We start from the raw sequence: 11977 nt of genomic DNA on the forward strand, positions 1-11977 counted from the left end.
ATTGCCTTCGTTCCAGTCCGATTGAACTCCTGTTCAGCGAGCCCGACAAGGCGAAACCGAACCGTTTGTACAATTGCTTCAGTCATAGAAGAACGCTCGGAACCGCGCCTTTATTCCCGCCGATCCATCAGCATCGCTGAACCTTCGATGCGACCAATTCATTTTGCGGATGCCTGTCGATCCGATAAAAACGGATACTGACTCGGGAGGAACGATGATGACGGCTGCAACGGCAAACACCAGCGCGCGGGCAACCGTTCCGTGGCTGATCATCATATGCGGCTGCCTGATTGCCGCCCTCACCTTCGGCCCGCGCTCGGCGATGGGCTTCTTCCAGCTGCCTATGCTCGCCGAAAAGGGCTGGGACCGCACCACCTTCGGTCTCGCCATGGCATTGCAGAACCTGTTCTGGGGCCTCGGCCTGCCATTCTTCGGCGCGATCGCTGACCGCTACGGCACATGGCGCGTGCTGACGCTGGGCGGCCTCATCTATGCCGCCGGCCTCTACATGATGGCGACGGCAACCTCGGTCGGCATGCTGCATATCGGCGGCGGCATACTGGTCGGCCTCGGCGTTGCGGCCGGTTCCTTCAGCATCGTGCTTGCCGCGTTCGCGCGCCACACACCGCCGGAGCGGCGCTCCATCGTCTTCGGCATCGGCACTGCCGCCGGCTCGGCCGGCATGTTCCTCTTCGCGCCGCTCAGCCAGGGCCTGATCACTGCCTATGGCTGGTCGGATACGCTGGTTTATATGAGCGCGATGATGCTCATCATTCCGGTTCTGGCGATCCCGCTGGCCGGCAATTCGCACAATCCGAATTCCGCCAATGCGATCGATCACCAGTCGGTCGGCGCAGCCTTGCGCGAAGCGCTCGGCCATCGCAGCTATGTGCTGCTGGTTTCAGGCTTCTTCGTCTGCGGCTTCCAGGTCGCCTTCATCACCGCGCATTTTCCCGCCTACATTGCCGATATCGGCATCGATGCGCGCTATGCGGTGATCGGGCTGGCCCTGATCGGCTTCTTCAACATCATCGGCTCGCTGGCCTCCGGCGTCATCGGCCAGAAGTACTCCAAGCCGATCTTCCTCGCCTGGATCTATATCGGCCGCTCTATCGCGGTCGCCGCCTTCCTTCTGCTGCCGCAGACGCCGACCAGCGTGGTGATTTTCGCCATCGTCATGGGGCTGTTGTGGCTGTCGACGGTGCCGCCCACCAACTCGCTGGTCGCCATCATGTTCGGCACCCGCCATCTTGGCATGCTCGGCGGGGTGGTCTTCCTATCGCACCAGATCGGCTCATTCCTCGGCGTCTGGCTGGGCGGCTATCTCTACGACCACTTCGGCTCCTACGATCCGGTGTGGTGGCTGGGCGTGGCGCTTGGCCTGTTCGCCGCTGTGGTGCATTGGCCGATCAAGGAGCGTCCGATCGACCGGCCAGCGCTCGTTCCGGCCGAGTAGTCTCAGGCTGCCGTATCGCCCGGAACGCCTTGCGCGGCAGCGTTGCGTTTCCTCAGCGCATTGAGGAAACCGGCGCGCGCATCTGGAGCCTGTATTCCGCGCGGTTCATAGACATGGCGGGCAAAGAAGAAGTCCGTCAGGCGGAAGGCCTGTTCGATCGTCGTTATATCCGCCAGCGGGCTGGAACCGCGCAAAAGAAACGCCGGCAGCGCCAGCATCTTGTCATGCCACGGCAGGCCGGCCTCGCGCGACACGGCACGCCCTGATTTCGGCGAGACGTAAGTAAGATCGTCGCGCCGCCCTGTCGCGGCGCATTCGGTGAGGTCGAGGCCGAAACCCAGCTCCTCCAACACCATCAGCTCGAAGCGTACGACAAGCTCGCCGGCAGCGGTGGCGTCATCCAGATGCTCGATCAGCAGCCCCAGCATCTCGTAGAGCCCGCCATGCGGGTCGCGCTCGGGCAAGAGCCGCAGATGGGCTGCCAGCGTCTGCAAGCCGTAGACGGCGCAGGCGCTTTCGAACAGGCGCGCGGCGTTGAGTTCCAGGGCCTCGGCCTGGAACATGCCGAGATGCTCGTCGAGCCGCGCGCGCCAGATGAGATCGACGCGGTTGCCTGCCTGAAGCAGCGGCTGGGCCTTGCGCGAGCGCCCGCCGCGCACCATGCCGAGATGGCGGCCATGGGCGCGCGTCATCACCTCAAGTATGACGCTGGTTTCGCCATGCTTGCGGGTTCCAAGGATTATGCCCTCGTCGCGCCATTCCATGGCTGGAGCTTCGGCCGCTCAGTGCGGGAATTCAAGACCCATTTCGCGGTAGCGCTCGGGGTCGTCGCCCCAGTTCTCGCGCACCTTCACGAACAGGAAGAGATGCACCTTCTGTTCGAGGATATCGCCGATATCCTTGCGGGAAGACTGGCCGATGGAACGGATCGTCTCGCCCTTGTGGCCAAGCACGATCTTCTTCTGGCTGTCGCGCTCGACATAGATGACCTGCTCGATGCGAACCGAGCCGTCGGGCTTTTCTTCCCACTTTTCCGTCTCGACATGGGACGAATAGGGCAGTTCCTGATGCAGCCGCAGATAGAGCTTTTCGCGGGTGATCTCGGCTGCGAGCTGGCGCATCGGCAGGTCCGAGATCTGGTCTTCCGGATAGTACCACGGGCCGACCGGCAAGGCTTCGGCGAGATGATCGAGGATCGCCTGGCACCCTGCCCCGGTCAGCGCCGAGACCATGAAGGTGCGCTCGAACTTGACCCGCTCATTGCAGGTGGCGGCAAGCGCCAGCAGGCTTTCCGGCTTGACCCGGTCGAGCTTGTTCAAGATGAGGATTTTCGGCTGGCGCACGCCTTCCAGATTGGTCAGCATCGCATCGGCATCGCCCTTGATGCCGCGCTCGGCGTCGATCAGCACCATCACCATGTCAGCGTCCTTGGCTCCGCCCCAAGCAGTCGTGACCATGGCCTTGTCGAGCCGGCGGCGCGGCTTGAAGATGCCGGGCGTGTCGATGAAGACGATCTGCGCATTGTTGTGTGTAGCGATGCCGCGCACGATGGCGCGCGTCGTCTGCACCTTGTGGGTGACGATCGACACTTTGGCGCCGACGAGCTGGTTGACCAGCGTCGACTTGCCGGCGTTGGGAGCGCCGATCAGGGCGACGAAGCCGGAATGGGTTGCGGGGGCGTCTTCGCTCACTTTTCGTTTCCTTCCTGGCCCCAGACGCCTTCGCGCTGGAGGATTGCCGCGGCGGCGGCCTGCTCGGCCTCGCGCTTGGAGCGGCCTGTAGCAGTCGCCGGCTCGAACTCCCCGACACGCACGCTCACCGTGAAGAGCGGATCGTGGTCGGGGCCTTCGCGGCTTTCAATCTGATAGGCAGGTGTAGCACTTGCCGCCTGATGTGCCCATTCCTGCAATTCGGTCTTCGGGTCGCGGCGGGCCGCACCGGTAACCTTGGAGCGCGGCTCCCAATAGCGCAGGACGAAGCGCTTGGCCGCTTCCATGCCGCCGTCGAGATAAAGGGCTGCGATCAGCGATTCCAGCGCGTCGGCACGGATGTTCACGCGCTTGCGGCCGGCGAGCGTCTTGACCTCGCTGCCGGCGCGGATCAGGTCCGGCAGGCCGATCTCGTCGGCGATTTCGGCCAACGCCTCGGCATTGACCAGCGCGTTGAGCCGGACGGAGAGTTCACCTTCGGCAGCGTTCGGAAAGGCGTGAAACAGCATGTCGGCGATGATCAGGCCAAGCACGCGGTCGCCGAGAAACTCGAAGCGCTCATAGTCCGTTCCGGCCTTGGCACCGCGCGCGCTTGCGTGCGTCAGCGCGCGCTGAAGCCGCTCATGGTCGCGGAACACATGGCCGGTGCGTTGCTTCAACGCCTCGGCAATGTCTTTTCCGGTCAGCCGTTTGAACGCCATCCTAACGAACGAAGTTGAACAGGCGCGAGGCGCGCATCTCGGACGGCCACTTCCAGATTTCGAGCGGGCTTGCGCCATCGGCGATCGAGAAGAAGATAATGTTGGCCTTGCCGACGAGGTTCTCGGACGGCACGTAGCCGACGTTGAAGCGGCTGTCGGTCGAGTTGTCGCGGTTGTCGCCCATCATGAAGAAGTGCCCTTCCGGCACGACGAATTCGCGGGTGTTGTCGCCGATGGAGTTCGGCGTCAGGTCGAGCGTGTCGTAGGAAACGCCGTTCGGCAGCGTCTCGCGGTAGACGTCGACCGGGCGGTTGACCTCGGTGATGTCCGGATTGTTGATCTCGCCGACCTTCTCGCGCGGCACGGCCGTGCCGTTGATGAAGAGCTGGCCGTCCTTCATCTGGACCTTGTCACCCGGCAGGCCGATCACGCGCTTGATGTAATCCAATGACGGGTTCGGCGGGAACTTGAAGACCACAACATCGCCGCGCGCCGGATCGCTGCCCCAGATGCGGCCCGAAAACAGGTCCGGTCCGAATGGCAGCGAATAGCGTGAGAAGCCGTAGGACCATTTGGTCACGAACAGATAGTCGCCCTCCAGAAGCGTCGGCCGCATCGAGCCCGAGGGAATCGAAAAAGGCTGAAACAGAAACGTGCGGATGACCAGCGCAAGCAGCAGCGCCTGAACGATGACGCTGACGGTCTCGCCAAGCCCGCCGGATTTCTTCTCGGATTTATCAGCCACGCTCATGTCGTCCTCAGTTTCTGCGTCGGGTTGGTATAAGGGCTCGACGCGCGCGGGGCAATCTTTGCCCTGATCGAAAAAACGCCACGAGCGCCATGAAAATGGCGGTTATTCGGCAGGCAAGGCTTCTATGATCACAAACGCTTGCGCGAGCGGAAAATCATCGGTGATCGTCAGGTGGATCGTCGCGCGATGGCCCTGCGGCAGCATCTTGGCCAGTCTTGCAGCGGCTCCGCCGGTCAGATGCATGGTCGGCTTGCCACCCGGAAGATTGACCACACCCATGTCGCGCCAGAAGACGCCGTGCGAAAGGCCGGTGCCCAGCGCCTTGGAACAGGCTTCCTTGGCGGCGAAGCGCTTGGCGTAGGAGGCAGCCCGCTGCTTGCGGCGATCGGACTTTTCCTGCTCGACTTCAGTGAAGATGCGGGCCGTGAAGCGCTCGCCATAGCGCTCCAGCGACTTTTCGATGCGCCGGATGTCGATCAGGTCACTGCCGATGCCGATGATCATCGAACGACTGTCCTCAAATGTTCCGGCTTCCAGGCTTCGTCGCCGGAATGGCAGCCAGTTCGGGCGGAAGCTGGTCGACCGGATAGGCCGGAACCTCATATTCGGCGAGTGCTACCAGCGGCACGCCGACATCGGTCTTGCCCGCCGAACGATCGACGATGCACGCGGCGGCGACAACCTCGGCGCCCAGCGCGCGCAGGCAGTCGATGGTTTCGCGGATCGACAGGCCGGTGGTGACGATGTCTTCCACGATGACGACGCGCGCACCCTTCTCCAGTTCGAAACGGCGCAGCTTGAACACGCCATTCTCACGCTCGACCCAGACCGCCGGCACGCCGAGATGCCGCGACGTTTCGTAGGCCGGAATGATACCGCCGATCGCCGGGCCGACGACATAATCGATCTTGCCCGGAACCTCGGAGCGGATTTTTTCCGCCAGAGCCCTGCACAGCCGCTCGGTCTTGTCGGCATGCATGAAGACCCGGGCCTTCTGCAGGAAAACCGGACTGCGCAGGCCGGAAGTCAAGATGAAGTGGCCTTCCAGCACCGCGCCGGCTTCGCGAAAAATGTCCAGTACCTGGTTCGTGTTCATCCCGTTCCCGTCTTTAGAATAATCAGCCATTAACGCGCCGCGCATCGCTGACGCTCGAGTTTTCCTTGAGCTGAGAGATCAGCCGGTTGAGGTGCTTGAGGTCCCAGACTTCGAGGTCGATCAGCATCTCGGTGAAATCGGGCGCAGTCCGCACCATGGAAAGCGTATGGATGTTGGCGTCGTTTTCGGCAATCACCTGTGCGATCTCGGCAAGCGACCCCGGCGCGTTGATGGCCACGACCGAGATGCGGGCCGGAAAGCGTTCCTTCGTCGCCTCATCGATATCCCAGCGCACGTCGATCCAGCGCTCGGGCTGGTCGTCAAAGGCGGTCAGCGACGGCGACTGGATCGGATAGATGGTGATGCCAGATCCCGGCTGGACGATGCCGATGATGCGATCGCCGGGCACTGCGCCTTCGGGCGCAAAACGCACCGGCAGATCGCCGCGTACGCCGCGGATGGGAACAGCGCCGCTTTCCTTGGCGGCCTGCCTGTCCTTGCGCGAGGCACGGCCCGGAATCTGAAAGAGCATGCCGGCGGCGTTGCGGATTTTCGACCAGCCCTCCTCGCGCGGCTTGGGCGGCAGCGTGACGCGCTCTTCCTTGAAATCGGGGTAGACGGCCTTCATCACATCCGTCGACGACAGCTCGCCGCGACCGACGGAGGACAGTACATCCTCGATGTCCTTGCGGGCCAGCCGGTGCAGCACCGGCTTCAGGCTGTCCCTGGAAAAGGTCTTTCCCGAGCGCTCGAAGGCGCGCTCGAGAATGCGGACGCCGAGGCCCGAATACTGCTTGCGAATGGCATTCTTGGTCGCCCGTCGGATGGCGGCGCGCGCCTTGCCGGTGACGACGACCGATTCCCACGCCGCCGGCGGCACCTGTGCCTTGGAGCGGATGATCTCGACCTCGTCGCCATTCTTCAACTCGGTCATCAGCGGCATGATGCGGCCATTGACCTTGGCGCCGACGCAGGTGTCGCCGACATCCGTGTGGACGGCGTAGGCGAAATCGATAGGTGTCGCACCGCGCGGCAGCGCGATCAGCATACCCTTGGGTGTGAAGCAGAACACCTGGTCCTGGAACAGCTCCAGTTTGGTGTTTTCCAGGAAGTCCTCGGGATTGTCGCCCTCGGACAATTGCTCGATGGTGCGCCGCAGCCAGGCGTAAGCGTTGGTTTCCTTGGAGATGGTGTGGCTGGCGTTCACCTTGCCGCCGGTGTCCTTGTAGAGCGCGTGAACGGCCACGCCATATTCGGCAATCTTGTTCATCTCGCGCGTGCGAATCTGCAATTCGATGCGCTGGCGCGACGGACCGACGATCGTGGTGTGGATCGAGCGGTAGTCGTTCTGCTTCGGCGTCGAGATGTAATCCTTGAAACGGCCCGGAACCATCGACCAGGTCGTGTGAATCGCGCCGAGCGCGCGATAGCAATCCTCGACGCTCTCCACGACGACGCGGAAACCGAAAATGTCGGAAAGCTGCTCAAAGGAAAGCGCCTTGGCTTCCATCTTGCGGAAGACCGACCATGGCTTCTTCTGGCGGCTCTTGACGGTCGCGTTCAGGGCATATTTCTCGAAAAGCCCCGACAGCGAATTCTCGATCTCGACGATAACGCCGCGATTGCGCTCGGAAATGTCGGCCAGGCGCGCCGTCACAGTGCGATAGGCTTCCGGGTTGATGTAGCGGAACGCCAGCTCCTCAAGCTCTTCGCGCATGCCCTGCATGCCCATGCGGCCGGCCAGCGGCGCATAGATTTCCATCGTCTCTTCGGCGATGCGCAGGCGCTTGTCGTCGCGCATGTGATCCAGCGTGCGCATATTGTGCAGCCGGTCGGCGAGCTTGACGAGAAGGACCCGAACATCCTCCGAGATCGCCAGCAGCAGCTTGCGCAGATTCTCTGCCTGCTCGGCCTTTTTCGAAACGAGATCGAGCTTCTTGAGCTTGGTCAGGCCCTCGACAAGCTTACCGAGGTCGGGGCCGAAGAGTTCGTCGATTTCCTGGCGGGTGGCGGTCGTGTCCTCGATCGTGTCATGCAGGAGCGCAACCGCGATGGTCGCCTCGTCCATATGCATGTCGGTGAGGATCGCGGCAACTTCGAGCGGATGCGAGAAATAAGGATCGCCGGAAGCCCGCTTCTGATGACCATGCTTCTGCATGGCGTAGACATATGCCTTGTTGAGAAGAGCCTCGTTCACGTCGGGCTTGTAGCGCTGAACGCGCTCGACAAGCTCATATTGACGCATCATGGGCCAAATCTCACAAATCAATAAAAATCATGCGCCGCATCGGTCGATACGGCGCATGATAGATAGCCACGAAACGTCCGGCGCGAAAGTGCCGACAGTGTGTCTAAGGGTCAGTAATCGTCGCTTTTTTCCGGGGCGACGAGACCTTCGATGCCGGCAAGGAGGTCTTCCTCGGTCATGCGGTCGAAAGTGACGTTGTCTTCTTCGCGATCTTCCTCGGCGGTGGCCACGGTGGCGTCGGCCTGGTCGATCAGTTCCTGACCGTCCGATTCCGGCTCGTCGACTTCGACATGCTTCTGCAGCGAGTGGATCAGATCTTCCTTCAGGTCGTCGGGCGACAGCGTCTCGTCGGCGATTTCGCGCAGCGCCACGACCGGGTTCTTGTCGTTGTCGCGATTGACGGTGATCGCCGCACCCTGCGATATCTGACGGGCGCGATGGCCGGCCAGAAGCACCAGTTCGAAGCGGTTGTCGACCTTATCAATGCAGTCTTCAACGGTTACGCGGGCCATGGATTGCCCCTTTCATACGTGGATGTGATGGAAAACAGGCGCGCTCATTAACCCGAAAGCCCACGAAATACAAGGGCGAAGCCTGTGCCGAGAGAGTAGCCGAACCAGTAAGACCGCGATAGCACGCACTGTCCACCATTCTTTTGTCCGAAAGATAATATCACATTTTCTTGCGATACCGTCCCAGCCCCTTGGAATGGCCGCAGTCGAGCGATATTTTCTCGTGCAATGGCTTGTGAAGTGATTTTCCAACGCAACCCAGCGGGCATCATCCGCGTATTTTATGAGATTGCCTATTTTTCCAAAGGATATTTCACATGTTTGATCCCCGTGAAAAAATTGCGCTCTTCATAGACGGCGCCAATCTTTACGCGACATCACGCTCGCTTGGCTTCGATATCGACTATCGCAAGCTGCTTTCGAGTTTCCAGAAACGCGGCTATCTGCTGCGCGCCTACTATTACACCGCGCTGGTGGAGGATCAGGAATATTCCTCGATCCGCCCGCTGATCGACTGGCTCGACTATAACGGCTTCAAGGTCGTGACCAAGCCGGCCAAGGAGTTCACCGACTCGACCGGCCGCCGCAAGATCAAGGGCAACATGGATATCGAACTGACCGTCGATGCGCTGGAGCTTTCCGATGTCGTCGACCACTATGTGATCTTCTCCGGCGACGGCGATTTCCGCACGCTCGTGGAAGCGCTGCAGCGGCGTGGACGAAAAGTCAGCGTGGTCTCCACCATGGCGTCGCAGCCGCCGATGATCTCCGACGATCTGCGCCGCCAGGCCGACCATTTCATCGACCTGATGACGCTGAAGAACGAGATTGGCCGTGACCCGTCCGAAAGACCGGTCCGCCGTCCGGAGCCCGCCGAAACCGACACTGACGACGACGATTATTGATGCAGACAACAGCTGTCGAACCGTCGCGCGACTGCTCGCTCTGTCCGCGCCTTCATGATTTCATTGCGCTGTGGCGCCAGCGCGAGCCGGGCTGGTTCAACGCGCCGGTGCCGACCTTCCTGCCGCCCGAGGGCGAAGACGCCGTGCGCTTCCTGATCGTCGGGCTGGCGCCCGGCCTGCGCGGCGCAAACCGCACCGGCCGCCCCTTCACCGGCGACTACGCCGGCGACCTGCTCTACGAGACGCTGATCCGTTTCGGACTCGCCCGAGGTCGTTTCGAGGCACGGCCCGATGACAGCCTCGAACTGATCTCCACTGCGATCACCAACGCGGTTCGATGCGTGCCGCCCGAAAACAAACCGGTCGGCGCAGAGATCAACACCTGCCGCACATTTCTGGTACCGACGCTCAAGCGATTCAAGAATCTTGAGGCAGTGTTGACCTTGGGCACCATCGCCCATCAGTCCACCGTGCGCGCGCTTGGCGGACGTGTCGCCGGGCACCCGTTCCGGCATGGCGGGCGTCAGGAAATCGGTGATGTGACGGTGTTTTCCAGCTATCACTGCTCGCGTTACAACACCAACACCGGGCGGTTGACGACCGAGATGTTCGTGAGTGTTTTCAGTGATGTAGCGGAGTTTCTAAGCAAGTAGATTCAAGTTATCTATGGCTCTGATACTTATTCATTCGAAAAGCCAAATCAGTGGCTTTTCTTCCGCCAGCGAGACCTCTCACCCCCGCTCTTTGAGCAGACGGCCTTTCTCTCGGTTCCAGTCGCGCTGTTTTTCGGTCTCGCGCTTATCGTGCAGTTTCTTGCCGCGGGCGATCGCCAGCAAAAGCTTGGCGCGGCCCTGGTCGTTGAAGTAGATCTTCAACGGCACCATGGTCATGCCTTCGCGGTCGACGCTCTGGCTCATGCGCGCCATCTCGCGCTTGTTGAGCAGCAGTTTGCGGCGACGGCGCGGCTCGTGGTTGAACCGGTTGCCCTGCAGATATTCCGGCAGATAGGAATTGATCAGCCAGAACTCGCCACCCTCCACCGAGGCATAGGATTCCTGGATATTGGCATGCCCCTGCCGCAGCGATTTGACCTCGGTTCCAGTCAGCACGATGCCGGCCTCGACTGTGTCAAGGACCTCATAGGAAAACCGCGCCTTGCGGTTTTCCGCGGCGATCTTGTTGTTGGGATCGGATTTCTTCTGGTTCATGGCATCACATTGACACGGATTGGTGCGTCCTTCGAGGCTCGCTCCGCTCGCACCTCAGGATGAGGGAAGTAGGCGCATTTCTTAGTCCAAGTTTCCATCATACAGGCATTTCGGAACTTGGCTTTAAGTGTGCAGCCTCCCTCATCCTGAGGTGCGAGCGAAGCGAGCCTCGAAGGACGCACCACAAGGCCCCTCAAATGGCCCTGCGAGCCGAATTCCGCAAGAGCTCTAATGATTTAGAGCGAGATGACTTTCACTTGAATCTCCATCTCGCTCTAAACTTTTGTTCTTGAAGCGTGATCTTTTCCGAAAAGTCTGCAACTTTTCGGGATCATGCTCTAGTTGAGCAATCCGGCGTGCTTCATGGCGGCTTCGATCTTTTCAGCGGTGGCGTCTTCAACGGTCACCAGCGGCGAACGCAGAACGTTTTCCATCTTGCCCAACCGAGACAGGGCGTATTTCGCGCCGGAGACGCCGGGTTCGATGAAGATCGCCTTGTGCAGCGGCATCAGACGGTCCTGCAACTCGATCGCCCGCTCCTTGTCGCCATTGAGCGTCGCCTCCTGGAATTCGGCGCAAAGCCGCGGCGCAACATTCGACGTCACCGAAATCGCGCCGACACCGCCATGCGCGTTGAAGCCGAGGGCGGAAGCATCCTCGCCCGAAAGCTGGATGAAATCCTTGCCGCAGGTGATGCGCTGTTCGGAAACCCGCTCGACCTTGCCGGTGGCATCCTTGACGCCGACGATGTTCTTGAAGTCGTGCGCCAGCCGTCCCATCGTCTCCGGCGTCATGTCGATCACCGAGCGCGGCGGGATGTTGTAGATGATGATCGGCAGGCTGGTGGACTGGGCAACCGCCGCGAAATGCGCATAAAGACCGCGCTGCGTCGGCCTGTTGTAATAGGGCGTGACAACCAGAACGGCATCCGCGCCGACCTTTTCGGCGTGCTCGACCAGTCCGACTGCCTCAGCCGTGTTGTTGGAACCGGCGCCTGCAACCACGGGCACCCTGCCCTTTGCGACCTCGACGCAGGCCTTCACGACAAGGCGATGCTCTTCGTGGGAAAGCGTTGGCGACTCGCCTGTCGTGCCGACAGGAACAAGGCCTGTCGTGCCTTCGGCTATCTGCCATTCGACGAATGCGCGAAAGGCTTTCTCGTCGAAACGCCCGCTCTTTTCGAACGGTGTAACGAGCGCGGTAAGCGAGCCTCTCAGCATTTCGTTCTACTCCCTGGAACCACCCGGTTCCGCAATAGTGTGATTGACGCCGGCTTTCTAACCGAAAGCAAGGCCGGGCACCATAGTCTTGACATCAGCTTGCGGCAAGGATCGAGCAAAGCAGAAAGCGGACAAAACAAGGAGCTGCGATAACCTTTCGTTAACCCGCCC

Annotated in this window: 13 protein-coding genes; 3 read left to right on the forward strand and 10 right to left on the reverse strand. The window is 61.1% G+C overall.

Going from position 1 to position 11977, the window contains the following annotated elements:
* Positions 1-214 precede the first annotated feature (214 nt).
* Positions 215-1456, forward strand: coding sequence for an MFS transporter (locus DZG07_RS17190; protein WP_119821839.1), 1242 nt, complete (start codon positions 215-217; stop codon positions 1454-1456).
* Positions 1457-1458: 2 nt separating this feature from the next.
* On the opposite strand, the gene recO is transcribed toward DZG07_RS17190, so the two are convergent.
* The 8 genes from recO to rpoZ all read right to left on the reverse strand — a co-directional run bounded on the left by recO (position 1459) and on the right by rpoZ (position 8473).
* Positions 1459-2220, reverse strand: a complete 762-nt coding sequence (gene recO / locus DZG07_RS17195) for a DNA repair protein RecO (protein ID WP_119818976.1) — start codon at positions 2218-2220, stop codon at positions 1459-1461.
* A gap of 18 nt (positions 2221-2238) precedes the next feature.
* Entirely contained in the window at positions 2239-3147 is a 909-nt protein-coding gene (era, locus tag DZG07_RS17200) for a GTPase Era (RefSeq protein WP_119818979.1), read from the reverse strand.
* Positions 3144-3866 (reverse strand): ribonuclease III, encoded by a 723-nt coding sequence (gene rnc, locus DZG07_RS17205; RefSeq protein WP_119818982.1) that lies wholly within the window; start codon positions 3864-3866, stop codon positions 3144-3146. The genes era and rnc overlap by 4 nt, the downstream gene beginning before the upstream one ends.
* Before the next feature lies 1 nt (position 3867).
* Entirely contained in the window at positions 3868-4617 is a 750-nt protein-coding gene (gene lepB, locus DZG07_RS17210) for a signal peptidase I (RefSeq protein WP_119818985.1), read from the reverse strand.
* 102 nt (positions 4618-4719) lie between these two features.
* Positions 4720-5121 carry a holo-ACP synthase gene (gene acpS, locus DZG07_RS17215; protein ID WP_119818988.1) on the reverse strand — a complete coding sequence of 134 codons (402 nt, stop codon included), beginning with the start codon at positions 5119-5121 and terminating at the stop codon, positions 4720-4722.
* Between the two features lie 13 nt (positions 5122-5134).
* Positions 5135-5713 carry an orotate phosphoribosyltransferase gene (gene pyrE, locus DZG07_RS17220; RefSeq protein WP_119818991.1) on the reverse strand — a complete coding sequence of 193 codons (579 nt, stop codon included), beginning with the start codon at positions 5711-5713 and terminating at the stop codon, positions 5135-5137.
* Positions 5714-5735: 22 nt separating this feature from the next.
* A complete protein-coding gene (locus DZG07_RS17225) occupies positions 5736-7961 on the reverse strand; it encodes a bifunctional (p)ppGpp synthetase/guanosine-3',5'-bis(diphosphate) 3'-pyrophosphohydrolase (RefSeq protein ID WP_119818994.1) in 2226 nt (741 codons plus the stop codon).
* A 110-nt stretch (positions 7962-8071) separates the two neighbouring features.
* Entirely contained in the window at positions 8072-8473 is a 402-nt protein-coding gene (gene rpoZ, locus DZG07_RS17230) for a DNA-directed RNA polymerase subunit omega (RefSeq protein ID WP_091913988.1), read from the reverse strand.
* A 317-nt stretch (positions 8474-8790) separates the two neighbouring features.
* Here rpoZ and DZG07_RS17235 point away from each other — a divergent pair, with 317 nt between their 5' ends.
* Positions 8791-9378, forward strand: coding sequence for an NYN domain-containing protein (locus DZG07_RS17235; RefSeq protein WP_119818996.1), 588 nt, complete (start codon positions 8791-8793; stop codon positions 9376-9378).
* Positions 9378-10031, forward strand: coding sequence for a uracil-DNA glycosylase (locus tag DZG07_RS17240; RefSeq protein ID WP_162931643.1), 654 nt, complete (start codon positions 9378-9380; stop codon positions 10029-10031). Before DZG07_RS17235 ends, DZG07_RS17240 begins: the two co-directional genes overlap by 1 nt.
* Before the next feature lie 78 nt (positions 10032-10109).
* Here the strand turns inward: DZG07_RS17240 and smpB are convergent, their stop codons facing one another.
* Positions 10110-10586, reverse strand: coding sequence for an SsrA-binding protein SmpB (gene smpB, locus DZG07_RS17245; RefSeq protein ID WP_091913982.1), 477 nt, complete (start codon positions 10584-10586; stop codon positions 10110-10112).
* Positions 10587-10924: 338 nt separating this feature from the next.
* Positions 10925-11806, reverse strand: coding sequence for a 4-hydroxy-tetrahydrodipicolinate synthase (dapA, locus tag DZG07_RS17250; protein ID WP_091913980.1), 882 nt, complete (start codon positions 11804-11806; stop codon positions 10925-10927).
* Positions 11807-11977 lie beyond the last annotated feature (171 nt).

This window comes from Mesorhizobium sp. DCY119 (genome assembly GCF_003590645.1).
Classification (GTDB): Bacteria; Pseudomonadota; Alphaproteobacteria; order Rhizobiales; family Rhizobiaceae; genus Mesorhizobium_M.

What these genes read in the sequence shown, in the direction of transcription:
- DZG07_RS17190 (WP_119821839.1), top strand. Translation starts at nt 215, where the DNA reads ATGATGACGGCTGCAACGGCAAACACCAGCGCGCGGGCAACCGTTCCG.
- recO (WP_119818976.1), bottom strand. Translation starts at nt 2,220, where the DNA reads ATGGAATGGCGCGACGAGGGCATAATCCTTGGAACCCGCAAGCATGGC.
- rnc (WP_119818982.1), bottom strand. Translation starts at nt 3,866, where the DNA reads ATGGCGTTCAAACGGCTGACCGGAAAAGACATTGCCGAGGCGTTGAAG.
- lepB (WP_119818985.1), bottom strand. Translation starts at nt 4,617, where the DNA reads ATGAGCGTGGCTGATAAATCCGAGAAGAAATCCGGCGGGCTTGGCGAG.
- acpS (WP_119818988.1), bottom strand. Translation starts at nt 5,121, where the DNA reads ATGATCATCGGCATCGGCAGTGACCTGATCGACATCCGGCGCATCGAA.
- pyrE (WP_119818991.1), bottom strand. Translation starts at nt 5,713, where the DNA reads ATGAACACGAACCAGGTACTGGACATTTTTCGCGAAGCCGGCGCGGTG.
- DZG07_RS17225 (WP_119818994.1), bottom strand. Translation starts at nt 7,961, where the DNA reads ATGATGCGTCAATATGAGCTTGTCGAGCGCGTTCAGCGCTACAAGCCC.
- rpoZ (WP_091913988.1), bottom strand. Translation starts at nt 8,473, where the DNA reads ATGGCCCGCGTAACCGTTGAAGACTGCATTGATAAGGTCGACAACCGC.
- DZG07_RS17235 (WP_119818996.1), top strand. Translation starts at nt 8,791, where the DNA reads ATGTTTGATCCCCGTGAAAAAATTGCGCTCTTCATAGACGGCGCCAAT.
- DZG07_RS17240 (WP_162931643.1), top strand. Translation starts at nt 9,378, where the DNA reads ATGCAGACAACAGCTGTCGAACCGTCGCGCGACTGCTCGCTCTGTCCG.
- smpB (WP_091913982.1), bottom strand. Translation starts at nt 10,586, where the DNA reads ATGAACCAGAAGAAATCCGATCCCAACAACAAGATCGCCGCGGAAAAC.
- dapA (WP_091913980.1), bottom strand. Translation starts at nt 11,806, where the DNA reads ATGCTGAGAGGCTCGCTTACCGCGCTCGTTACACCGTTCGAAAAGAGC.